This window comes from Dialister sp. (assembly GCF_047832375.1).
Taxonomy (GTDB): domain Bacteria; phylum Bacillota; class Negativicutes; order Veillonellales; family Dialisteraceae; genus Dialister.
Genome location: NZ_CP181256.1, coordinates 1,552,837 through 1,577,604 on the forward strand (window position 1 = coordinate 1,552,837; position 24,768 = coordinate 1,577,604).

At 50.8% G+C, this 24,768-nt stretch carries 20 protein-coding genes; 2 read left to right on the top strand and 18 right to left on the bottom strand.

Annotation, left to right across the window (positions count from 1 at the left end; genetic code table 11):
- The first annotated feature begins 30 nt into the window (after positions 1 to 30).
- Complete coding sequence (gene putP / locus ACFWUL_RS06265; RefSeq protein WP_297023539.1) at positions 31 to 1,515, top strand: sodium/proline symporter PutP; 1,485 nt, start codon at positions 31 to 33, stop codon at positions 1,513 to 1,515.
- 1,913 nt (positions 1,516 to 3,428) lie between these two features.
- Here the strand turns inward: putP and ACFWUL_RS06270 are convergent.
- From ACFWUL_RS06270 to ACFWUL_RS06295, 6 genes are all read right to left on the bottom strand, one after another.
- Positions 3,429 to 4,604: a pyridoxal phosphate-dependent aminotransferase gene (locus ACFWUL_RS06270; RefSeq protein ID WP_416176729.1), complete on the bottom strand. Its 1,176-nt coding sequence runs from the start codon at positions 4,602 to 4,604 to the stop codon at positions 3,429 to 3,431.
- Between the two features lie 584 nt (positions 4,605 to 5,188).
- Positions 5,189 to 5,626 (bottom strand): flavodoxin domain-containing protein, encoded by a 438-nt coding sequence (locus ACFWUL_RS06275; protein ID WP_297016991.1) that lies wholly within the window; start codon positions 5,624 to 5,626, stop codon positions 5,189 to 5,191.
- A gap of 98 nt (positions 5,627 to 5,724) precedes the next feature.
- The gene (locus ACFWUL_RS06280; protein WP_416176730.1) at positions 5,725 to 6,153 is read right to left on the bottom strand and encodes a flavodoxin; all 429 of its coding nucleotides are present in this window, start codon (positions 6,151 to 6,153) and stop codon (positions 5,725 to 5,727) included.
- Positions 6,154 to 6,242: 89 nt separating this feature from the next.
- Positions 6,243 to 6,932: a hypothetical protein gene (locus ACFWUL_RS06285; RefSeq protein WP_297020183.1), complete on the bottom strand. Its 690-nt coding sequence runs from the start codon at positions 6,930 to 6,932 to the stop codon at positions 6,243 to 6,245.
- Positions 6,929 to 8,611 (bottom strand): glutamine--tRNA ligase/YqeY domain fusion protein, encoded by a 1,683-nt coding sequence (locus ACFWUL_RS06290; RefSeq protein WP_416176731.1) that lies wholly within the window; start codon positions 8,609 to 8,611, stop codon positions 6,929 to 6,931. The genes ACFWUL_RS06285 and ACFWUL_RS06290 overlap by 4 nt, the downstream gene beginning before the upstream one ends.
- 158 nt (positions 8,612 to 8,769) lie before the next feature.
- A complete protein-coding gene (locus ACFWUL_RS06295) occupies positions 8,770 to 10,263 on the bottom strand; it encodes an ISLre2 family transposase (RefSeq protein ID WP_416176732.1) in 1,494 nt (497 codons plus the stop codon).
- A gap of 421 nt (positions 10,264 to 10,684) precedes the next feature.
- Here ACFWUL_RS06295 and ACFWUL_RS06300 point away from each other — a divergent pair, with 421 nt between their 5' ends.
- Entirely contained in the window at positions 10,685 to 11,575 is an 891-nt protein-coding gene (locus tag ACFWUL_RS06300) for a fumarylacetoacetate hydrolase family protein (protein WP_297020187.1), read from the top strand.
- Positions 11,576 to 12,206: 631 nt separating this feature from the next.
- Here the strand turns inward: ACFWUL_RS06300 and tnpA are convergent.
- The 12 genes from tnpA to ACFWUL_RS06360 all read right to left on the bottom strand — a co-directional run bounded on the left by tnpA (position 12,207) and on the right by ACFWUL_RS06360 (position 24,757).
- Positions 12,207 to 12,626: an IS200/IS605 family transposase gene (tnpA, locus tag ACFWUL_RS06305; protein ID WP_416176733.1), complete on the bottom strand. Its 420-nt coding sequence runs from the start codon at positions 12,624 to 12,626 to the stop codon at positions 12,207 to 12,209.
- Positions 12,627 to 12,907: 281 nt separating this feature from the next.
- Positions 12,908 to 14,080, bottom strand: a complete 1,173-nt coding sequence (locus ACFWUL_RS06310; protein ID WP_416178118.1) for an MFS transporter — start codon at positions 14,078 to 14,080, stop codon at positions 12,908 to 12,910.
- Positions 14,081 to 14,489: 409 nt separating this feature from the next.
- A complete protein-coding gene (locus tag ACFWUL_RS06315) occupies positions 14,490 to 15,221 on the bottom strand; it encodes an alpha/beta hydrolase family protein (RefSeq protein ID WP_416176734.1) in 732 nt (243 codons plus the stop codon).
- Complete coding sequence (locus ACFWUL_RS06320; RefSeq protein WP_416176735.1) at positions 15,202 to 16,116, bottom strand: lysophospholipid acyltransferase family protein; 915 nt, start codon at positions 16,114 to 16,116, stop codon at positions 15,202 to 15,204. Before ACFWUL_RS06320 ends, ACFWUL_RS06315 begins: the two co-directional genes overlap by 20 nt.
- 704 nt (positions 16,117 to 16,820) lie before the next feature.
- Entirely contained in the window at positions 16,821 to 17,843 is a 1,023-nt protein-coding gene (lpxD, locus tag ACFWUL_RS06325) for a UDP-3-O-(3-hydroxymyristoyl)glucosamine N-acyltransferase (protein ID WP_416176736.1), read from the bottom strand.
- 8 nt (positions 17,844 to 17,851) lie between these two features.
- On the bottom strand, positions 17,852 to 18,310 hold the full coding sequence (locus ACFWUL_RS06330; RefSeq protein ID WP_416176737.1) for an OmpH family outer membrane protein: 459 nt from the start codon (positions 18,308 to 18,310) through the stop codon (positions 17,852 to 17,854).
- A 34-nt stretch (positions 18,311 to 18,344) separates the two neighbouring features.
- On the bottom strand, positions 18,345 to 19,298 hold the full coding sequence (locus tag ACFWUL_RS06335; RefSeq protein ID WP_416176738.1) for a hypothetical protein: 954 nt from the start codon (positions 19,296 to 19,298) through the stop codon (positions 18,345 to 18,347).
- A gap of 12 nt (positions 19,299 to 19,310) precedes the next feature.
- Positions 19,311 to 19,826, bottom strand: coding sequence for an OmpH family outer membrane protein (locus ACFWUL_RS06340; RefSeq protein ID WP_296096075.1), 516 nt, complete (start codon positions 19,824 to 19,826; stop codon positions 19,311 to 19,313).
- A gap of 16 nt (positions 19,827 to 19,842) precedes the next feature.
- Positions 19,843 to 21,138, bottom strand: coding sequence for a Tat pathway signal sequence (locus tag ACFWUL_RS06345; protein WP_416176739.1), 1,296 nt, complete (start codon positions 21,136 to 21,138; stop codon positions 19,843 to 19,845).
- 18 nt (positions 21,139 to 21,156) lie between these two features.
- Entirely contained in the window at positions 21,157 to 23,142 is a 1,986-nt protein-coding gene (locus ACFWUL_RS06350; protein ID WP_416176740.1) for a BamA/OMP85 family outer membrane protein, read from the bottom strand.
- Positions 23,143 to 23,399: 257 nt separating this feature from the next.
- On the bottom strand, positions 23,400 to 23,981 hold the full coding sequence (locus ACFWUL_RS06355) for a hypothetical protein (protein ID WP_416176741.1): 582 nt from the start codon (positions 23,979 to 23,981) through the stop codon (positions 23,400 to 23,402).
- 161 nt (positions 23,982 to 24,142) lie between these two features.
- Complete coding sequence (locus tag ACFWUL_RS06360; RefSeq protein ID WP_297020213.1) at positions 24,143 to 24,757, bottom strand: sigma-70 family RNA polymerase sigma factor; 615 nt, start codon at positions 24,755 to 24,757, stop codon at positions 24,143 to 24,145.
- Between the last annotated feature and the right edge of the window lie 11 nt (positions 24,758 to 24,768).

The following is a 24,768-nucleotide window of genomic DNA, read 5'->3' on the forward strand; positions in this document are numbered from 1 at the left end:
GCTGCGAATCTATCATGGGAGGAATCATTCATGGATTTGGAACACAATTGGCCCATAGCCCTGGCCTTTATACTCTACCTGGTGGTCATGATGAGCATCGGCATTTATTATTCCCGTCGGCAGAAGAACCTGTCGTCCTACATCTTAGGAGACCGGCAGCTGGGACCGTGGCTCACCTCCATGAGCGCCGAAGCGTCCGACATGAGCGGCTGGATGCTTATGGGCCTTCCGGGCTACGCTTACCTCCATGGACTTTCCGCTTTCTGGACCGGCATCGGCCTCATCATCGGCACCTGGGCCAACTGGGTTCTCGTTTCCCAGCGGCTCAGGAACTATACGGAAGTGGCCAATAACAGCCTTACCATTCCGGATTACCTGTCCAACCGGTTCGAAGATAAGAAAAATGGTCTCCGCCTCATCTGCGCTCTCTTCATTATTCTCTTCTTCATCATTTATACCTCCTCCGGCTTCGTGGCTGCAGGGAAACTGTTCAATACCATCTTTGGTATCCCCTACCTCCACGCCCTGCTTCTGGGGGCCTTCGTGGTGGTATTCTACACCTTCCTCGGCGGCTTCTCTGCTGTAGCTCTCACCGACTTCATCCAGGGCACCATGATGTTCTTCACCGTCATCTACGTCCCCGTGGCCGGCATGATTGCCCTTGGCGGTCCCGTACCGACCCTGGACATTCTGGCAGGGGAAGGGAAAGACTTCTTCTCCTTCTTCCCTGACTCCACCGGCACCGCAGCCCTCATTGCCATGATGGTTTCCTCCCTGGGCTGGGGTCTTGGCTACTTCGGACAGCCCCATATCCTCGTTAAGTTCATGGCCATCGGGGACCCGAAGGAGTTGAAAAAATCCACCCGTATCGCCATGACCTGGGTGCTCCTGTCCCTGTCATTTGCCATTGCCATCGGCATCGTAGGCAAGGCATACCTGACAACGCCCCTGGAAAACGCTAATGCAGAACGGGTATTCATCCTCATGGCCCAGCAGCTGTCGGCCCCCTTCATTACCGGCATCATCTGGTCCGCCATCCTGGCAGCCATCATGAGTACCTCCTCCTCCCAGCTCCTCGTTACTTCCTCCGCCGTATCCCGTGACCTGTTCCAGGCATTCATCAAGAAAGACGCCTCCCAGAAGACCCTGATCCGGGTTTCCCGGCTTTCGGTTCTCCTTGTATCGGCGGTGGCTGTGTATCTTGGCAGCGACCCGAACAGCTACATCTTTTCCATCGTCTCCTACGCCTGGGCCGGCTTCGGAGCCTGCTTCGGCGCCACGGTGCTTCTCTCCCTCTACTGGAGCCGCATGACCCTGAAAGGCGCCTATGCCGGCGTCCTCGTAGGCGGCCTCACCGTACTCATCTGGAAACAGTTCGAATGGTTCGGCCTCTATGAACTGGTTCCTGGCTTCTTCTTCTCCGTCATCGCCATCGTAGTGGTGAGCCTCCTGGATAAAGAACCTTCTGAGACAATCAAAGAAACCTTTAAAAAGGCACTGGAACTGTCGAAATAAAACATATAGAAAGAGCTGGGATAAAAAAATCCCGGCTCTTTTTTACTGCCTATTCATAATCGGCCACTATGAATTTTTGTATCCCCCGCACTTCCTTAACCACCCAACCGTAGATATATCTAAGATATATCTAACGTTCCTGCGGGGATAGCCTCGGAGCTTCTGTAAGCGGTAAGCTGATAACAGTAAGCCACCAATCTGCCACTATCCACCTCAATCAGAAAGGCATATTATTAAATTTACATGAAGATTTCAATTTCAAGGTGTGATTCAGGGGGTTCCCGCAATTTTGGGAGGGGCAAATCAGGAGCCTTCTCAAGAGCAGGAAAATTTCTCAAAAGTAGTGTCCCTTTTCCCAAATCCCAGGTAAGGAAAGAGGCCGGAAATGGAAATCTTTTGTTCGCGCAAGGGATACTCCTTCCCCGCTCCGCTCCCGTCCGGACGGAAGCGGGAAGCAGGATCCTGCACAGCAGTAACGAGCATCATAAATACGAAAGTACAGAATATTGCCAATACTATCTCTACACGGAACGGCAGGCTTTGACAATCACTCTTGGGGAGCGCTCCTTCGTGAAGAAGGTGCCTGCTACAGTGGCATTCTTACATTTTGTGGACAGAGTCATCAGGATTCCAACTGCGACGGAGCCGCTATTAGTCAGCCTCTTTCCCCTCAGCCACCTCAGTCACCCCGACGTAGGCTGACCCTCTCCCATCTATCTTCTATCATCTCCGCAACAAAGCTGCTGCCCCTCTCGATTTCGGCCTCAATTTCGATCTGTCCGCCATCCGCAAGTGACGAAATGGCGCAAAACAAAAACACCACAATAAGACCCGGTGTCCGTAAGATGCAGGAATTTGTCCAGTGAATCAGGCGCCGGCGTAAGGATGGAAACCGAAGTTTCCCCAAAAACCGAACTAGTCGTCAAAGAGGCAAACGCATGAGCGATCAAAAGGTCCTGAGCCTTATGGTGTTGTGAATCATTTTCCGCTATCCGGATTGCGTAACATTGTGTGCGGATCGAGGCCGAGGTCGAGATCGAGGGGATTCGCGGCAAAGCCGCTATTGATCTCGGTCTCGATCTCGCTACTCGGTCTCATACTCCCGTTCGGCCGAATGGGCGAGGGACGGTTCAGGCGGTACTCTATGTCCGGTGGATTTCCGGGGTTCTTTCCACAGCGCGCACTCAGGAAAACGGGGAATCCACTTTTCAACCCGCGGGCCTTTTTCATCCCTCTACTCTATACATAACGGAAAAGCGCCGGATGTATAAATCATTTCATGAATTTAATGAAAAATTAACATACGGCGTTTACTGGCCTTTCAGCCAGGCATGGAAGGGACCAAAGTCGATGTCCATGGAGACTTCCTTCATCAATTCTTCCCGCAGCCGGCACTAGGGAAACCAGAAGGGAAATCTAGCCATTCCTGGAACTTTTGTCCCTCTACTATATACATTCCAAAAAGTCCCATTCTGTGAACATGGAAAGGAAAATTTTTTCAAAAAATATTTGAGCAATTGGCCACGTACGAATAATCAATAGAGACCGAAATCGAGGTCGCGATCGAGAACAACTGCTTTCCGTTATCGGCTTACTGCTGACGAGGATATGGGGTGTTTTACCCATCCATTAGGGTCATATATGCAATTGGATGAATGGAACTAGAAGATTATAGGAGCTTCGAGTCGGGGTATGAGGCGGAACAATCTTTGCCGGGCTGACGTCTCCAGCGGGACAGATGAAAAGTGGCTGACAGGTAATGCATGACGCTGTTACCCATCAGCCACTTTCTGATGATAAAAGTTCAGCTGATTTGTCAGACTGCATCCAGAGACTTATTTTTAAAAGGAAAATAATGTCTTTCTTCAGCCTATAACCCCGCCGAAGGATTGCATCCTTTGTCCATTTAGCCATCAGCCCTGTTTCCTGTATTTCGCCACAAATGTCCCCATCCGCTTCAGTGCTTCTACCAGGTTTTCCCGGCTGGCGGCATAGGAGATGCGGACGTGGTTCTTACCCTGGGGACCAAAGCAGGTGCCCGGGACGACACCGACTTTGGCCTCTGTCAGGAGACGGTCGGCAAATTCTTCGTCATCCATGCCGGTGGAGCTGATATCGGGGAATATATAGAAGGCTCCCTTTGGCTTGAATACGGGAAGGCCCATTTTTACGAGGCCTTCATACACCATTTCCCGGCGGGCAGCGTATTCGTTGTACATGGCCTTCACGTCATCGTCGCAGTACCGGAGGGCTGCGATGGCACCGTACTGGCTGGTGGTGCTGGCGCAGAGGATTTCATACTGGTGGACCTTGTAGATTTCTTCCAGTGCTTCCCGGGGACCGCAGACGTAGCCGATACGAAGGCCTGTCATGGCGTAGGACTTGGAGAATCCATTCATGGTGAGAGTCCGTTCTCTCATACCCGGCAGGGAAGCAAAGCAGGTGTGGGTGCCTTCGTAAGTCAGGTCGCAGTAGATTTCATCGGAAATAACAATGAGGTCGTGCTTTTCAGCAAAAGCTGCCAGCTTCAGCAGGGAATCCCGGTCCATGACAGTGCCGGTGGGGTTGTTCGGATAGCCAATGAGAACGGCCTTCGTCCGGGGCGTGATTTTCTTTTCCAGTTCTTCTACGGTAAGTTTGAATTCATCCTTCTCGTACGTAGGAACCAGCACCGGTTTACCCCCTGCAATAGATACACAGGCCGGATAGGCCAGGTATGCCGGATCCGGAATGAGCACTTCATCCCCCGGATTCAGGAGGGTGGTCATGATGATACCGATGGCTTCGGAAACACCGACGGTCACCATGATTTCATCTTTCGGATCGTAGTCTACGTGGTACCGATTATGGAAGAGCTTTGCAATTTCCTGCCGGAGTTCCAGAAGGCCCCAGTTGGAAGTGTAGGATGTCTCCTTTCTCTTCAGGCTTTCAATGCAGGCTTCAATGACTTTGTCCGGTGCCGAATAATCCGGTTCCCCTACGCCAAGGGAAATGACATCTTTCATAGTGCTGGCGAGGTCAAAGAATTTACGGATGCCCGAGAAAGGCACCGCTTTGATATTGGATGCAAATTTTTCATCCCAGTTCATAGGTGTATCTCCTTAATGATATTATGTATGTTAATGAATATATCTTCACAAACGGTTGTAAAGTGGCTGAGGTGGCCCAAGTAGCTCAGGGGGGAACGGGCTTCGCCCAAGGGGAAGGTGCGGCGCACAAATATTATAGCGCCACGATTTTTTTAATTGTAACCTCCCCCATTCATGGGGGAAAAGCAAGCAAACAAGATTGGTAAGGAACACAGTGACCGAAAATCTCGTGAGACACTTTCCTGGCGAAGCCTAATGCAGGCGCCACAGGCGACGGAAGGGTCTCCCGGTAAAGCAGCCCCTACTATATTCATCTTAATTCACCACCATTTATGGTTAAACTTCAGCAGCACATTTTTGTAGATTCTGCCTCTATGAGGCAGATCCATCCTGCGCCTTTGGCGCGGCCCTTCTCCAAGGGCCTGCATGATTCTGGTAGAGAAATTTAGACTGTAGTCAATCTCTATCCGATTGAATATGCGGAAGGAAATATAATACTTCGCGGCGCTATATGAATTGTGCGCCGCACCTTCCCCTCAGCCACCTGAGCCACTTCGCCGAAGGCGTTACCCCTCAGATACTTTTCACTTAGTTTCCGCCACTTTCTTTCCCAGTTCTTCACATTTTTTCAGGGACGGTTCATCGGGGTAGCCGTAGGCCAAAAGGGGCTGGGCCGGGAATTTGGCACCGGCGAAATGGAGTTCGTTGTACCAGGAATTCAGCCAGGCACCACGGCTCCATCCGCAGGAGCCGAAGATGCCCATGATCTTCCCTTTGAGGTAGGGTTTCAGCTTGTCACAGAAGGGCTTCATCTGAGCTTCTTCGATAACTTCTACGCCCCAGGCGGAGCATCCCAGAATGATGTGATGATAGGTATTTCCGATTTCTACGGGGTCCACATCAGATACGGGGGCCAGAAGGACTTCGGCACCCGTACTTTTTGCCCCTACCGCCACCGCTTCCGCCATGGCTTCCGTGTTCCCTGTGGCGGAGTAATAAATGATTGCTACTTTTTCAGCCATAATGATCTCCTCACTTTTCTCTCGAGGCAGGATTTTTCCTTTCCTGCCTATGAAAAAGGAGCGTCCTTTTTCAAGAACGCCCTTTTAATAAGACTCAATCAGGCTTTAGCTACGGTTTCGCCCAGTTTCTTGCATGCTTCCAGAGCATCGTCATCCGGATAGCTGTATGCTTTAACGGGGGCTGCAGCCAGTGCAATGCCGGCTTCGTCGAACCGCTTCTTCCAGTTTTCAATCCAGTCGCCCTGGTTCCATGCGTAGGAACCGAAGATAGCAACCACTTTGCCCTTCAGTTTCGGGAGAAGTTCTTCGAAGAATGGTTCGAATTCATATTCTTCCAGTTCTTCGTTACCCATTGCCGGGCAGCCGAGAATGATGTGGTCGAATGCTGCTACGTCATCAGCGGTTGTATCGCTGACGAAGCTCAGTGTAGTTTCTGCACCTGCAGCCTTGGCACCTTCTTCTACGGCCTGTGCCATAGCTTCTGTGTTACCGGAACCGGACCAATATACAATTGCAACTTTTGCCATTTGTAAAGCCTCCTGTCAATCAAATAGAATGATTTGTCTTACACTTCTATATTACTGAATCAAGGTGTCCTTGTCAATTTGAAAAAATGTTATTCGAATTCTGTAAGGGATGTTCCCTTTTTAGAAAGATCCAGCAGGCTTACTTTCTGCGGGAATTTCCGTTTGGATACCATTTTCTTTATGGCATCTGTAATATCCTGCCGGTCTCCATCGGAATTAATGATACCCAGGGTGGTGAAGTAGCCGTCACACTGAAGAACAAGAGCGTAGGCTTCATGGTAGGTGATGTCCTGTTCCTTCGTGGTAATGGTGACAAAGCCTTCCCAGCGGGGATGTTTCTTATCGTCGATTTTCTTCAGCGGCGCTGTACCTTCATAGGAAGCACCGTCGGCGATGAGCTTCCGGTTCAGCCAGTTTGCAATGACATCCATCTGGTCCAGGGGCTTATCATCTTTGTGCTTGATTTCCCCGATTTCCAGAAGAAATGGAATTCCCGTTTCCTGGGACATGGCCCAGCCATAGGAGAAGTCAGGCCCCTTTTTCCAGGTCATGGTGTAGTAATCGCTCTTCGTCATGCCGTTCCGGATGAAGAAGCGCTTCGTGCCTCCCTCCCCCATGAAGGGCAGCGCATTCTGGGCACCTTTTTCAAAGGTCACATTCTGGGGAACGTCCATGGTGCCGATGCCCTGGAGATTTAGCCGATTGGCGGCGCCGGCGGTGATGGAACCGGCCATGACACAACCTGCTGCCAGAAGGGTCATGAAAATTTTCTTCATCATGCCTTGGCCTGCTTCTTCTGGAGTTTGGCCCAGGTATCCCGAAGGCCTACGATGCGGTTCACCACGATATGGTCTTCCGTGGTGTCCCGGTCAATGATGAAATATCCTTTCCGAAGGAACTGGAACCGATCCCCCACATGGTATTCTTTAATGGACGGTTCTACCTTGCTGTGCATGACGGTGAGGGAATTGGTATTCACCTTTTCCATGAAGTCACGGCCATCTTCTTTGTCGTCCGGCGGAATGAGGTAGTCATAGAGGCGGGATTCCACATCCACCGCCGTATCGGCGCATACCCAGTGAAGGGTGCCTTTCACCTTCCGGTCGGCGCCGGGGGTGCCGCTCCGGGTATCAAAGTCCACGGTGCAGTGAATTTCCTTGATATTTCCTTCATCATCCTTTGCCACATCTTCGCATTTCACGATGTAGGCGCCTTTGAGGCGGACTTCCTTACCCGGGGTCATGCGGAAGAATTTATGGGCCGGATGTTCCATGAAATCTTCCCGTTCAATGTACAGGTTTCTGCTGAAAGGAACCTGGCGGCTGCCCATGGATTCCACTTCCGGATTGTTTTCGAGAGTCATGTATTCGATTTTGCCTTCCGGATAGTTTGTGAGAACCACCTTTACCGGATCAATGACCGCCATAATTCGGGGAGCTTTCGCCTTCAGGTCTTCCCGGATGCAGTATTCCAGAAGGGAAACGTCCACCACATTATCCGCCTTTGCCACACCGATGAGGTCACAGAAATTACGGAGGGATTCCGGGGTGTATCCCCTTCTCCTGATGCCGCTGATAGTGGGCATACGGGGATCATCCCAGCCGGATACGAGACCGGCTTCCACCATTTTGCGGAGCTTTCTCTTACTGGTAATCATGGTGGTCACATTGAGACGGGCAAATTCAATCTGCCGAGGCTTTTCTTTCCCGTCAAAGGCCTGGAGGCACCAGTTGTACAGGGGCCGGCGCTCTTCAAATTCCAGGGTGCAGATGGAATGGGTAATCCCTTCCAGGGCATCGGACAGGGGATGGGCAAAGTCGTAGAGAGGATAAATGCACCATTTATCGCCGGTCCGGTGATGGGTAGCATGGAGAATGCGGTAAATAACAGGATCCCGCATGACCAGGTTCGGAGAGGCCATGTCGATTTTCGCACGGAGGCACTTTTCCCCGTCCTTGTACTTGCCATCTTTCATTTCCTGGAAGAGTTTCAGATTTTCTTCCACCGAACGATTTCTCCAGGGACTTTCTTTGCCCGGATGGGTCAGATCTCCCCGGGTATTGTGAATTTCCTCGCTGCTCTGGTCGTCCACATAGGCCAGTCCCATGCGGATGAGTTTGCAGGCGAATTCATAGAGCTGGGGGAAATAATCCGAAGCGAAGTGGACCGGTTCCTTCCATTTGAAACCCAGCCATTTTACATCGTTCAGAATGGAATTTACAAATTCCTCATTTTCCTTCGTTGGGTTCGTATCATCAAAGCGGATATTCGTAGCGCCATGGTACTTTTCGCCAATACCGAAGTTGAGGCAGATACTCTTCACATGACCGATGTGGAGATAACCGTTCGGTTCCGGCGGAAACCGGGTCAGCACGCGGCCTCCGGCGTATACATGGTTCGCAATGTCCTTATCAATTTCCGCTTCAATAAAGTTAGCGGGTTTTCTTTCTTCTTCCATTATTTTTCCTCCGTTCTATCGGATAAATTAGTTGTTTTCTGTTATTTTAGCACATATGGGAGTGGATAGAAAAGGGGCGGATGGGCGTGTATGTGTCAAGGTTTTCTCGGTACTTTATTTGACAGTCGACGTTATCAGGTTTCCCAGCCTCTGCTTTCTCAATAAATCTGTATCGCTTTAGCAAGCTGGCCCATCGGAGTTGAAGTCGCTCCATATACGCCTATACGGCCTTCCAGGCACCCGGGACGGTAATTCCGTGCGTTCCTGTGCCATTTAGCGTCCCTGGCGGCTTTGCGGTTCGTTTTTACGGCTGCTACGACCGCCTTATGCATCTGCCGGTCCATCTTCTTGTAGGCTTTGCCTGCAGCACAGTAAATCAGGGCTTTTTCCAAAGTGTCATTCTGGGTAGCAGTAATCAGCGTGCCTATTGAATCCATACCTATCCTGCACCAGCTGCGCCCCTGCTTTTTCAGACGGTAGCTATAGCGTCGGTGGTTGCTTTCAGCTGCCCCCAGGTGGATATCGGTTCGGATTCCGCGCTCCCGGATGCCCGGGATATAGTCGGCGTTGCGACTCAGATAGTCTGCCAGTCTCCGTACCTGCTCGGCCTGTTCTTCTGTTTCTGCGTAGCTGGCAGCCGTATCCAGATATGGCTTCATATCTGTGATGACATTTCTGCTCTTATTCAGTTCAAGCACGAATTTATCGATGAATCCACGTGGGCAGAAGCTGAGGCGGGTCCGCACTTTCTCATTCACATGGTATCTGTCCCGGAAATGGTAATGTGTCTTGCATCCCTCGACTATATCGTCGAAGTCACCGAAATTATATCCTGCTCCGCCATCCCCGTTGGAAAGTACTGTAATCTCGCTCAGATTGTACCGGCCATGCACCCACACCTTGACGAGTTCAACCAGCCTTTTCCTATCCGTTCCAGAGAAGCAGTGGTACCCTGTCAGTCTCGAACGTTTCCCATTCTTCTCGACGCCCTCATAGACCTGGATTCGGTGAAGTTCTATGTTCTGGCCGCCTTTGGTATCGGTGACGGGGTCCGCCTGCTGCTTCATTACAATCCCATCGCCCTCAATAGCCAGCAGCCCGTCCTCCGGTACTCTCTTCTCGGCCTGCTCCATGGCTGCATCTGCTGCTTCGTATTTTCTAACCATTTGGGCGGCAGCGCGGCTGAGATTTGAAACTGTCTGATGTGAAATATCCGTCTGGGTCAGAGTTTTCACGATATGGCTCACATTACGGAACTGGGTAACCTGGGCAGCCTGGGCAATGCGCAGAATCACTCCCATGCTATAGTGACGGGAAGGCAGAAATCCAAATTTCTTATCTAATGGGTAAAATCCCTGCTTTCCGGCCATCTCCAGCCGCCTCCGCTTGTAGGTGACAGGACCAAACAGGCAGTATATGGTTCTGGAATCCCGCCGGGAAATCCGCCACCCCTGAGGCTTGTAGACCCTATCGTACAGCTCGCCATCGATCATTTCGAAGGCCGTCGCCACAAGAAGGCCAAAGAGTTCCGTGAAGAGGTGCCAGAGAACCTGCTCCATGGCCAGTGAATCCTTGGAATCCTTGATACTCTTGAGAATTTCCTCCTGAATAAAAGGTTTGAAAAGTTCGATATTCTCTGATAAAATGCTCATTGGGAAGAGTCCTTTCTTTTGATTTTGTCGCAAGGAAATTATAACATTTCCATCAAAGGGGACTCTTCCCTTTTCTATCCAGCAGGGGAGAAATCCTCTACCGAGAAACATTTTACACTAAGGATGGGCGTGAATAATACGTACCAATCGGATAAATGGGGCTAAAGGTGGTGGGCGCTAACGCGCCGGGGTGTAAGGTATTATAGCCGCCAAAGGCGTCATATCCACCTTATACCCCCGCTTCGACGAGCAAAGTGATGTCGAAGCTGCAGCCCAGTTGGCGAGCGCAGGGATGTCAACCGGCAGCCTTTAGCCCCATACTCTCATTTCAGCTTACAGTTTACAACGAATCGCCACCCCAATCTATGCTATAATAAGTAAATCAGCATATAACCACATGTATACAGAAAGAAGGCATACCATGCAGAGACTTGTTTCTTATAACCATAACGGCCAGCGCCAGTGGGGCGTGCTCACCAGCGATGGCGCTTCTATCTATTCCGCAGAGGACCTGGAAGAAACCTATTTCATTCCCCTTGGTGAGACCATGGAGGAATTCATCGAAACCGGTGAAGAAGGCCTCTTAAACCTGGCAAAAGCATTGGAAATGAACGAAAAAGACCAGTCCATTGAGCCAATCAAACTGTCCGACGTAAAACTGGAAGTTCCCTTCTACCCCCGCCGCAATATTCTTTGTGTCGGCAAGAATTACCAGGCCCACGTGAAGGAGTTTGACCAGAATGTGAATGCAAAGAATCCGGAAAATCCCATTTTCTTTACGAAAGCCACCACCTCCGTTATTGGCCCTGATGAAGAAATCGACCGCCATCCTTCTGCTACATCCCAGGTGGATTACGAAGGGGAACTGGGCGTCATCATCGGTAAACGATGCACCAACGTGGCTGCAGAAGATGCCATGAAATACGTTTATGGCTACACCATTATCAACGATGTGACCGCCAGGGACCTGCAGAAGAAACACGTCCAGTGGTTCCGGGGCAAGAGCCTCGATACCTTCTGCCCCATGGGGCCTACAGTTATGGTCGGTGACTGGCCGGTGCCATTTACCATCTACACTAAGGTAAACGGCCATCTCCGGCAGGAAGGTTCTACGACGGACCTCATTTTCTCCATTCCCAGACTCATTGAAGTCCTCTCCGACGGCATGACCCTTCTCCCCGGCGACGTCATCGCCACCGGCACCCCCCAGGGCGTAGGCATGGGCTTCAACCCGCCGAAATTCCTGCAGAAGGGAGATGTGGTGGAAATCACCATCGATCCCATTGGAACATTGAGGAATACGGTGAAATAAAGGGTAGATTTGAGAATTGAGGTCCCACGGCTTCGCCGCAAAGGCCATACAAAAACGCTGTGAATCATGATATCCACATGGTCCACAGCTTTTTTTATTGCTAACAGATTACGTTATACCTAATACCGGTATATGGGGCTAAGGGTAGTGGGTGAACACCGCTTCACTCGTTCACCGGGTTGTGGGCGCTGATGCGCCGGGGGCATAAGTGACTATGGCCGCCGATGGCGGCAAATCTCTGAGCGGTAGAGCCGCTAATAGGTAACCTCCCCCGTCTATAGGTGAGATACCCGCAGAGTGGACATCCTGCATAGGATATTCGAGTCCGGCCTAAGTTGGCGCCTTGCCTGCCCATTAAATTTCCTTTTGTGACCGGAATGAAGGGGCCCTCGCTGAAGCAGCTCTGAACATGCTCCGAATCCAGGGAAGCGCTGATTCAACCTCTACGAGCCAGATCCATCCTGCGCCTTTGATGCGGACCGTTTGGTATAAATGAAAGTTAGCAACCCCCATTTCAAATGGGGGTTTATTTATAACCCCTCCGGGGATATGATACTGGCACCTGCCATTGGCAGGTCTAGCAAATGCCCTGATACTGACTTACCGCCTAAAGGCGGCTATTCTTAATTGCTTATTTGCTTAAGTCCATTTGATCACTATTCTCCTGCTCGCGAATGTAATTTTGGATTGTCTCTTCATTCACATTCCCGACGGTGGACACATAGTATCCTCTTGCCCAGAGATGCCTTTCTCCCCATCTTGCACGGAGTTCCGGGTGGTTATCGAACACCATCAGCGCACTTTTCCCTTTCAAATATGCAGCAACTTCTGATACCGAAAGTTTTGGCGGGATTGCAATATACATATGAACGTGGTCAATGCAGACTGCGCCACCCAAGAGCTGGACTTTCTTCATCTCACACGACTTTCTAAGAATATCGATTAATTCCAAACGAATTTTGCTATACAGAATTTTCTTGCGATATTTTGGAATAAATACAATGTGATACGTGCAATTCCATCTCGTATGAGATATACTTTGGTTATCCATCTTGGATACCTCCTGTGTTTTATAAAGCGGATTTGCTAGACCCACTTTATTCTAACATAGGAGGTTTTTTGGTACTTTGGGTAACGCTACGGCTCCGCCGGTTCCCCCGTCTCAGACGGGGGGTTAGTATTTGGGGCAATTAAATTTTATGAATATGCTAAACAGTTTTTGCATTAAGTCCAAAATTATAAGTTCTATGCAGGGCTTCCAATTCTAAGGGCACGCAGACCTATGGGTATATAAATATTGCGGCGCTCCCAAATTTTGATGCGCCGCCACATTCACTCCTCCCTTCTCACTCTTCCCTCCTCACTTTTTCTCACTCTGCTCCCATATACGATAATTCCCAAAGCCAGCTGGATGAGCCCGGCTGCTGCATAGACTTCCCAAATGCCCATGGCCATGGAGATGGCGGAGGAAAGCAGAGGGCCCCACATATTTCCGAATTGCTGGGCCGTATTGGAGAGGCCGAAGACCCGCCCCCGGAAATCGGAGGGTGTGTACTTCACGAGGGCTGCATTAATGGAAGGGTTAGCACCGATAACGAAGCAGCCTGCCAAGAACTGGCAGAGTCCAAATCCTATGACCGAATCCGGCAGGGACTGGAGAATAGTAATACAGCCTGCCAGGGAAAGGGTGACGGTAATGGCCTTGTAGTACCCCTTCGATTGTCCAAATTTCCCCCAGAGAGTGGTGGTCAATGCACCGGCTACACCGCCGCTGGACATGATGATGCCGGAGACCAGCTCTATATTTCCTCTATGATTCATGAGGTCACTCACATAGAGAGCCGTCACCGGCTGGATCATGAGAAGTGTGGTCTGCAGGAAAAAGGTAATAAGCAGGAGGCCACGAACATGACCATTGCCAAAGGCATACTTCAGATCCGCCGTGATGGATGTCTTTTCTACCGGTCTTTCTACTTTCCCCTCTTTCTTTTCTTTGACGAGGAAAATCACTGCTGCTGCCACAATCCAGAGAAAAAGGGCAGACAGGTAAAAGGTATTTTTCATCCCCGCCACATGGGACAGGGCGCCTCCCATAAGGGGACCGCAGATTCCCCCTACCACCAGGGAAGTCTGGGCCATACCAAGAGTGCCTCCCAGTTTCTTTGGGTCCGCGCTGTCTGAAATAATAGCCATAGCCGCCGCTACAAAGCCATTGGCAAATCCCTGAAAAGCCCGGGCTGCCATGAGCTGGTACTGGTCCTGGCAAAGGCCACAGAAAAGGTAGGAAAATCCGAGCAGCACCGCTGCCCGGATGGCCATTTTCTTCTTTCCCCCTGTGTCCGCCAGTTTCCCCCACACCGGTCCCATGACCGCAGCCACCAGGAAGCAGCTGGAGAATACGAGCCCAGTCCAGAGGGAAATCTCATTATACGGCACTCCCATTTCCTCCAGGTACAGAGGCAGGAAGGGAATGACCATTGTGTATCCCGAGGATACAAGAAACATGCTGGCAATGAGGGTAATAATGTTTTTGTTGAGGCTCAGATGGCTCCCCTCCTTTGGAGAATAATGTTTGACCAATGTATATGAATAAAGAACGTTGGAGGATATAGAATATCACGTAGCAGTGAATGGGGCTGAGGGTTGTGGGTCGGGCGTCGCTTCGCTGGCTCGATCGGGTGGTGGGTTGACATCGCTGACGCTCGTCAACCAGGTGGGATGTTTCGCTCAAGTAGAAGAGAAAACTTATATAATAAACGCGGCTCCGCTACTCAAAGAAATTTGCCGCCACCGGCAGCAATACCACCTTATGCCCCCGGTGCGAAGCACCTACAACCCGGTGAACAAGCGAAGCGTAGTTCACCCGCCACCTTTAGCCCCTTTCACGCATATGTGGCCGTCTACTAACCAGAATCTACCTTACCCTTTCCATCCACTTCATAGCGTCATCCAGCATGTTGGTGGTCACAAAATGGCCAAGAAGAGGATAGGTAATGCGGGTCACGTTACCGCCTGCCTTTTCCATGACAGAAAAGAAATGGGCCTGGGCCCTGGGGTCGATGGAAATATCACTTTCCCCGTTTGTCATGAAAATGGGGATATTCTTCATGACCTCCACGTGGTTAATGGGCGATTTCTTTTCAATTTCATCATACATATCCCAGTCTTTGGGCACATAAAGGCCAAAACGGGCCTGAATGAAGAGATGGGTCAGAAGCCAGTCACCGGAGCCGTTGAAGGATACGATACCCTTCAGCCGTTCTCCATGGACACTGCCAATACCAAGAACAGACATACCGCCCATGGAATGGCCCAGGATGAATGGCTTTTCGTCGTAATCTTCATGGATACGGTCCGACAAAAGTGGAAATTCTTCCATATTGTGAAAAATAGTATTCCAGAAAATAGGATAGTCTTCCACTTTGTAATAATCATCAAGAGCTCCCCGCTCCCCATGGCTCTGGGCCTCCGGAATATAGACGGTGTAGCCATTCACCGCAAAAATGGCGGCCTTGGAATACTGGAAATCCGCCTCACTGCTCCAGCCGTGGTATAAAATCACCGGATTTCCTGTATCTTCAATGGGATGGACAACGGTGACCGGGATATCCCCTACCCTGATTTTTTCAGTCTTCAACTGCCCCATTTTTTACTCCTTTCAATTCCGGATAATATTTATCGGTCCATTTCCAACGGTTATGGAGCCAGAACCATTCTTCCGGATATTTGTAAATCCATGCTTCCAGACGCTTATTGATTTTGTCTGTAATATTCTGGATGGCCTCTTTCTTCTTCAGCCCTTCATCGGCGGTGATGGGATCATCGATGATGATTTCGTAATGCCAGGGCGACGTTTCATGGATAAAGGCGGTCATCACCGGCAGCTTCGTGAGAAGTGCAAAATGGGCAGGACCTGTGGCAGTCAGTGTACGCTGTCCGAGGAAATCAGAAAGGATGCCCGTGTCGCCCGGGTCCTGGTCACAGAGAAGACCTACGAAATAGCCCTGTTTGAGGCGTCTCAGCATATCCCGAACACCGGTCTTGTATTCTACTGTCTGTCCGGGAATGGATCGATATTCACAGAGGAACTTATCGAAATCCTTGTTCTTCTGTTTCATGGCTACCGAAAGAAGGGGATACCCATAGAGGGCCAGTGCCGCACCTTCTACCTCCCAGTTTCCGCAGTGGGTAGCCGCCAGAATACAGCCTTTCCCCTCTTCCTTAAGTCGGTCCAGCTTTTCCCTGCCCTTCACGGTGACATAGGAGTGGATATTGTCTTTATTGAGAAGAGGAAACCGGAACATGGAAATGCCAAGGGGTCCAAAGCGGAGGGAAGAATTCTTTGCAATTTCCTTCGCCCGTTTTTTGTCCTTCGTGACTCCCGCACGGAGAATGTTATTCACTGCCAGTACCTTCCGTTTTGGCGGCACAAAGGTCCAGAAAAAGTGGCCCAGCCCCCGACCGAAGGCCTGAGCATGGTCCGGAGACATATGGCAAGCCGCCCATCCCAGTATTTTCAGAAGTCTGTAAGTAGCACCCATAATAAAACCTCAAACAGAATGTATAAATAAAATAAAAGAAAAGACAAGGCCCATTCTAGAATAGATAAACCTTGTACATGGTGTGTAAATGTGAAATATGGAAAAGTTAGAAGTGAGGAGTGGTGGGGCGCCGCATAATATTTACAGAGCGGCGCGATTTTTATTGGAATGGTATGAACCACTCCGTGTGAATATGTTTGCCGCTAAAGACGAGAAGATAGAAGATAGTTGAAAGAATATGTTATCAGCTATCCACTTTCCGAAAGTCAGCCGCTTCGCGGCCACCCACATACAACTACACATTTTTTCCCCTCTGACGAGGGCGGACATGTGGGTACTGACACAACCTCCACCATCTATGGAGGAGGTGCCCGAAGGGCGGAAGGGGGCTCCCGCTGGAGTCGCTGCGCACATGCCCGGCCACAAGTCCTTGATACACGCCTTCACAGACTCTGCCTCTGCGAGGCAGATCCATCCTGCGGCTTTGCCGCGGCCCTTCTTCAAGGGCCTGCATGATTGGGGATAGATTTGAGAATTGAGTGAAGAGAATTGAGTTCCAGCGGCTTCGCCGCAAAATATGCAATCCACGGCGCCATATCATTTGTGCGTCGCACCTTCAGCCCTGGCCGAAGGCCATAGCCTTGCCGGAGGCAGAGCCATGACGAAGTCACAGCATCGGCCTAAGGCCGATGCCCGCTCCTCCTTTACTTTCCTTCCAGCTCCTTCAGTCTCTTTTCGAGCTGCCGGACTTTTTTCAACAGTTCCGGCAGATGAGTGTTAGCCACTTCTACCCTGCCCCACTGGGCGTGGGTGCGGGTGGGGTAGCCCATATAAACGCCCGGTTCTTTGATACTGCCTACTACGCCGGACTTGCCGCCCAGGATGACGTTATCCGTAATAGAAATATGACCATTCACACCGGTCTGTCCTGCAAGGATGCAGTGGTTTCCGACAGTGGTGCTTCCGGCAATGCCGGTCTGGGCGCAGAGGAAGCAGTCCGTGCCCACCTGTACGTTATGGCCCAGGTGGACAAGATTATCAATTTTCGTACCATTGCCCACGGTTGTATCGTTCAGGGCACCGTTGTCTACGGTGGAGCAGGCGCCGATTTCCACGTCGTCTCCAATCACCGCACGGCCAAGCTGGCGGATATGGTGGTGATGACCATTTTCATCCGTAGAGAAGCCAAAGCCCTGTCCACCAATGACTGCATGGGCACGAAGGACTACCCGGTCTCCGAGCACGCTGTTTTCATGGACCACGGATCCCGGATTCAGTTCGCAGTCTTTGCCGATTTTTGCATTTTTACCGATGTAGGTATAAGGATAAATGACGGTACCATCACCGATTTCTGCTCCCTCTTCAATGACGGCATAGGCCATGATGCATACATCCTTGCCGATAACCGCCTTGTCACTGACGATGGCAGTGGGATGGATGCCGGGGGTAAAGCGATTCTCCGGATGGTACAGGTCTACGAGATCCCCGAAGGAACGGCGGCAGTCCGGCACTACGATGAGATTTTTCGTGTAAGTCTTTGGCAGTTCATCCACCAGGATAACTCCTGCCTTCATTTCTTCAATGTGTTCCGCATAAATGCCTCGGGCAAAGGTAATGTGGGAAGGTCCCGCACTTTCAGCGCTTCGTACATCATCAATAACAACACTGCCGTCACCATACAGGGTGCCGCCTACGATTTTCGCCAGTTCGCCTGCTGTTTTTTTCATAGAATGCCTCACTTGGACTGAGATGCGGCAGCTTTCGATGCGCCGCCATCCATTTTAGCCAGTACTTCGTCCGTAATATCTACAGCTCCTGTGGGTACGGCCATCTTATTCATAACGATGCCGATATTCTTTTCCTTGGCAATAGCCCCAGCCTGGGACTGGACCATGGATTCAATCTGCTTCTGCTTGCTCTGGATGAAAATCATCCGTTCCTGCTGGGCAGACTGTACTTTCTTCTGTATTTCGTCATCGGACAGTCCGCTCTTCTGGGCTTCTGCCAGACGATTGCTGATTTCCTTGTCCTTATCCGTAATTTCCTGCTGGATGGCTTTGATCTTTGGGGACTGGTCTTCCAGTTTCTGGTAGTCCACCACTGCCACCTTATGTTCACTGCCGCAGCCGCTGAATACGGCGGCCAGGGCAATCATTCCTACACAGGCCAGTTTTTTCCACGCAGCCTTTTCCATTTCGTTCCTCCTCAATCTATGTTGAAGTGATTTCTTACTTCTTTATATTTACAATCCGATTGACCAGATCTCCGGTCACATCGTCTGCATTGATATTGGCTTTGTACTTGGAGAATATCATGTCCAGGTTCTTTTCGGAAGCCACCCTTGCCGCTTCCTGTTCGATGTCTGCCATGATTTCCTTCTTCACCGCAGCCATCTGTTTCTGCTTGTCATCAATTCGGGCCTGCCAGTTTTCATCCCATTCCTTGTGGGTTTCGGCAAAATCCGCTTCTTCTGCGGATATGTCTGCCTTCGTTTCCTGGGACAGGCTGTTTTTGATTTCCTCTGCCACGCTGTTCGAATAGTCTTCCAGTTCCGTCTGGGCCTTAGCCTTGGCGTCGGTCATCTGTTTGACTTCTTCGTCGGTCCAGCCGCCCATATCCGCCTTTTCCCGGGACGTGCGGAGATCCATGAGCTTGTGAAGTTCATCCTTCACCTGCTCCTTTTCTTCTCCCGTCACACCGAGGACGGTGAGCTTCATCTGGAGATTGGCCATCTTGGCCCGCTCTTCAGGAGTCAAGGTTTCCAGATTCATAGTTCCCGCCGCAGTGGTATGTTTTTTCTCAATATCCTTGTAAATCTTCTGGAGACCATCATTCAGTTCGTCCTCTTTAGCCTTCACTTTGGCCTGAAGCTCATTCTGGGCGTCTACCCGCCGGGATGTATCGGCCAGGGCGGCAGCTATCTGTTTCTGCTTCGAGGAAGACTGGATGAGCTTATTCCGCTCCGTCTGGTACTGCTCCAGCATATGGTTATATTCAGTTTCCAGTTTGAAATACTCACTGTACTTCGGATGGGCTTTCACCAGCGTTTCCAGATCTGCCACACCGTAGTGGACAGCAGGCGGCGGTGTTTCTTCTTTCTTCGTGCCGCAGCCGGAAAGGGCAAAGGAAAAAGCAATCATCACGGCGCAGGCAGCAGCGAGCAAGGGGCTGCGGTGCATCATGACAAGCCTCCGTTACTTGCTCTGGGAAGCGGCAGCGGACTGGGAAGCGGTGAGTGTCTTATTCAGGGAATCGGACACTTCCTTCGTAATATCGGTGCCACCATAAATGACAGCGGACTTATCCACCACCAGGGACAGACCTTTCTTGGAAGCCACAGATTTCACAGCGCCGGTGACCTGGTCTTCCATGTCCTTTTCAATGGCTGTCCGTTTCTGGTTGAACTGCTGCTGCATGTCGTTGAAGAGCTTTTCCTTATCCGCATCGCTCATGCCCTGGGACTTGGCATCGAAGTCCTTCTGCATTTCATCGGCGGTGTCCTTCATTTTCTGCTGGTAGTTCAGGGCCAGCTGGCTGTTATTGGAAATCACTTCCCGCTGGTCCACCACGCCGATATCGGACGTAGGAGCCGCATTGGCCGTATCCCCCATGGATACCACTGCCATCACCGCAACGGAGGCAATGAATACGCCAGCCAGGGCGAAGGAAAAAATCTTCACATTTTTCTTGTTTCCAAGAGTTGTCATCATAATAAAATCCACTCCTTTATAAATTGGCAATGATTCTCAGCCACTTGCCATCTTCATCATTATACACGTATTCCAGGGTCATGTAATTATGAATTTTATAGGAAAAGCCAAATTCATTGTCCCTTTTCTTGAAATCCCGGTCGTATCGCAGGGCAAACCGTTCACCAAAGGGAATGACACCGAATACATGGTTTGCATTATTCGTGAAATTGTACTTGTACCCCAGATCCAGAACAGAGCCGAAGTGATGGTACCAGCCACCGTAGATATCCCAGTCCATGGGGCCCGGGTAAAAACGGGCTTCCCCGAAAATCGTATCCCTTTTGCCCACATAGTGGCCCAGGAGACCTTCGAAGGCCGTATTCTTATTGCCGTCCCTGCCGGCATCGAGCCATACTTCAGTCCGTATGATCCAATGGTCCGTCAAAGCATTGATTTTTAATTCCGTCATCTCACCGGGAATCAGTCTTGTCTCTGTGGCTATGCCGTATTTCTTAATGAATGAATCTTCCTGGAGAATCCGGTTCATTTCTGCGGAAATCTCTCCCTGTTTGCGGGTGACAAAGTTCACCGGCAGCCCCTGCAAATGCTCCAGGGCAAACTCTGTTTCTTCAGAGGCCCTGAGCATAAGAAGCCGGGGTACCGTAGTCTTTTCAAAGGTCACTGCGGAAGACCGTACAATTTGTCCCTGGGGAATAAGATAAATCTTTACCTTTGTCTCTTCCCCTGAAGATACTTCGAAATTTGCCGTAAATTCGGGCAGCAGCTGGTGGAGCATATCCCTGCCCGCCGACTGGGATACGCTTTCCGCCCAACCCACGGAATCTACGGGAAGACCGATGAGGAGATTGCTCATAAGCCCTGGAATATCCTTTGTTTCCTCTTCCACGTACCGCCTGGCTTCAGGAGACAGGTTGCCGTAGTCGATTTCCGTGTCCACCTTATGGATCATGCGGCCCACGGGGGCCAAAGTCACGGACAGGGATGTATCACCGCCGTAATTCACGGTGAGATCAGATACCACATAGCCAATGACCACCCGGTTGATGATGTCCGCAAGTACTTTATTATACTCGCTGCTGTTCAGCCGGAAAAGGTCTTCTTCCTTTCCTACAAGAATCCGGTTGCCGATGGAAGAAATGCTGGATACAATCCGTTTTTCCACTGCCGGTGGCAGGTCCCCCTCCGTAACTCCCACATGGACGTCCACCTGCCTGATAGGCGCAGCTTCCGCGGAAAAAGGGAATGAAAAGGATGAAACGAGCAGGATAAACCCTGCCCGCATCATCCACTGTTTCAAGGAAGAATGCATGGTTCCTCCTCTCTGTTATCAGAACTGAGTACCAAAGCTGAAATGGAACTTATTCTGGTCACCGTGGCCGTAGTCCAGACGAATCGGTCCGATGGGCGTCTGGAGACGGAGTCCTACGCCTACGGACCAGTTCAGGGAATCATCGTCGTCATACCACGGAATCTTGCCCCTGTCCAAGCCCCATGCACTGCCGGCATCGGTGAAGAGGACGCCCTGTACCTTCTTCGCAATGGGGAAGCGGTATTCCAGGGTAGCGGCGTACATCTTCTTGCCTTTGAACTGGTCATCTTCGTAGCCGCGGAGGGTATTGGAACCGCCGAGGTCAAAGAGGTTGCCGTAGGATACATCGCCGTCGATATAGCCGCCCATGAGACGGAGAGCCAGGATATGGCCGTTGCCGAGACCCTTGTAGAAACGGCCTTCTGCGGTGAACTTGTAGAAGTCATAGTCCCCGCCCAGTCCGTGGCCGCCCCACTGGGCAGCGAAGGAAATCCGGCGGCCCTTGCTGGCATTGAAGTAGTTATCCCGGTTATCAAAGACATGGGTAAAAGTGAAGCTGTTGGTGGTGCCAAAGTTATCCATAATAGCTCTATACCAATCATCACTTCTATCCTTAGCATGATGCCCTTTATCTTCTGCTGTGCCACCCCAATCGAATCCGTCATGGTCATCATAGGATTCCTTGGTGCTGTCGAAGTTGAAGTAGTTGGTCCGATAGTCGTCGCTTACATGGCCCCAGGTGAGATTCCAGCCCTTTCTTCTCTTATCGTATTCCGCGATTTCATGGCCCTTGGCATCGTAGTCATCGTAGGTATAGATACGATTGAAAATGGAAGCACCCAGGGAATCGCCGTTGGAATTGATCCAGGGACGGGTATAGGAAATGGTGTAGTTCTTGCCGTCACCGGCGCCGCCGAATTCCCAGTGGAAGTTCACCTTATCGCCGGTGCCCCGAAAGTTCGTATCCCCCAGTTCCACGATACCTACGGTACCGTCGGAGTCGGAGTAACCGGCGCCTACAGTGACGATACCGGTCTTCTGTTCAATCACGTCGATTTCGATGATGACGTTGTGTTCATTTTCTTTGCCCGGCAGGAGCTTCATGTTCACATCTTCAAAGTAGCCGGTGTTGTAGAGACGTTCCATGCTGCGGCTGGCCAGGAATTTATTGAAGGGCTTACCCTTCTTCAGTTTCATTTCACGGAGAATGACCTTATCCTTGGTCTTATCGTTACCTACAATGGTGAAGTCTTCCACGATACCTTCGGAAATATTGACATGGAGAATGCCGTCAGAGCTGACCTGCACATCAGGAATGGAAACGAGCATGTATCCCTGCTTCAGGTACATGTCCTCGATTTCCTTCAGTTTCTGGTTCACCAAGACGAAGTTCAACACGCTGTCCTGGGGAATATTCATGACGGACTTCAGGTAATCACTGGTAAAGATCGTATTTCCCGTAAAAGATACATCGTGGACCACGGGGTTCGAAGCCAGCTGGTACGTAATGCCTACGCCTTCGGGCACTTCGGAGAAAGCCGGGGTAATCTGGGAGAACACGCCGGTGGAGCCGAGAGATGCCACATCGTTACGGACGCCCTCTTCCGTGAGCTGTGTACCGGGCTTGCTCTGGATCAGAGGAGAAAGCTTTGTCTTTACCGGTTCCGGAATGCCGGAAAAATCGACGGAGGTAATGGTCTTCCCAACCTCCGCTTCAATGGCATCGTTATCGGCCTTGGAGAGATACAGGGACGCATCGCCCACCGCCACGGTCTGCTGGGACTGCTGCACCGCCACCGACGGAGTTTCAGCGGTTTTTGCGGTCTCATCAGAAATGGAACCGCTGCCTACGGTCTGCCCATTTTTTACGCTGATCATGGAGCTCTGGGACATGCCGTTCGATCCTCCAGCAATAGTTGGAGCATCCGCAAAAACAGAAACCCCGGAAAGTGATGCAAGTACTGCTGTGAGCAGCAGCACTTTCTTGCTTTTCTTTGTAATCATAAAATCCTCCTCTTAATTGGCTTCAGGTAACAGGATTGTTATTTACCGGTTTGAATGGCCGACCTCCTCGAATTCATCGAGTAAAATCAGCACTTCTTTATATTATATGAAGAATGCCTCTATTTCACAAGGAAAAAAGGCATTCTTCATGAATAATTTATGAAAAAAATCTAATACCAAAGGCTGTAACTCCATCAGGGCTTGCAAAAGGTGGCTGAGGGGTAATGCCTTCAGCCACCTTCCCACTACCGGTTCACTTATCCCTGCCCACGAAGGGCCCGTCCGGCTTCTCCGACCACGCTCTGGATTTCTTTATCCGACAGGGCGGGCTTTGGCACTGCGGCAGCGGCCGTCCTCACCGGCGGCGCTGTTGGCTGAGATGCCGTCACTGCCGGCTGGGGAGCTGCTGCTTGGGGCGTCACTTCCGCCGGAGCTGTATAAACCGGTTCAGCCGATACTGAAGATGCCGGAGCTGTCGTTTTTACTGCTTCTGCCGCCAGGGCTGGATGTTCCGGTTCTTCCTGTTTTACGGCAGGTACGGTTTCCTTTTCCTGTACCACCTGCACAGGGACAACCGTTTTCTCTGAGGACGGTTCCAGCACCTGCCAGATGGCATTGAGCCCCAGAAATACGCCAAAAGCCGCAATGAGTGCCCCTATCTGCAATACCCGTTTCCGGCTTTTTGAATTTCCATGGGTTTCTTTCAGACGCTCCATTTCCGCCTGGGCCATGATGAGATTAATTTCACCGGTAATCTCTTTATGGCTGGAATAGGAATTTTCCGCTTTTTCCAGCCATTTCCGTACAGCCCGCAGCCGTTTGACTTTATCTCCTGACATAATACCTCCCAATAGGGATCCGGCAGGGAACCCCTATTCCCTTCGGTATCCTTTATTACATAATCATAAAAAGAGAAGTATAAGAAAACATCAGTAAATAAGAATTATTTCAATTTTTCGGCGTTTCTCGCCGGCTATTCCCTTTTTTCTAGGGTATCCTGCTACTTCCTGTCATGGATCAGTTTTGATAGCATGCCTCGGAGCCGACGGATTCCTCTCTTCTCAAGGCGGTACACATAGGCTGTGCTCACATCCATGGCAGCAGCGGTCTCCTGGGCGCTCTGCTCCTTAAGGTATACCATGCGCAGCACGTCCTGTTCCCGTTCCGGAAGGCGGCTCATGGCCCGATCTATGGTGGAATGGAGGACACTTTTGTCAGCCGATTCAAAGGCCGTATCCGGCACCGTCTCTGTGAGGTAGGCCTCTTCCTCCCCCTTGTCCAACAAAAGGTCTTTCCCGTTTTCCTGCAAGAAATCCACCATTCTTCCCCGCACCCGGTGAAGGGCGTAGAGCGAAAAGGCGACTCCCAGGGAGGGGTCATACTTTTCCACCGCCTCCATGAGGCCCACGGTGCCCTCCTGGATAAGATCCAACGTCACCGTTTCCTGGAGACCGTATTTCATGGCTTCCCGGAAGACCAGAGGCTGGTAGTGCTCAATGAGCGACTGCCTGGCTTCCAATAGGCCCTCTTCTTTATATTGTTTCCACAGGGCTGCTTCCTCTTCCCTCGTCAGTTTCCTGATGGTGGAAAGGAAGGCTTTATATTCGTCCAGCATATACACTGCTC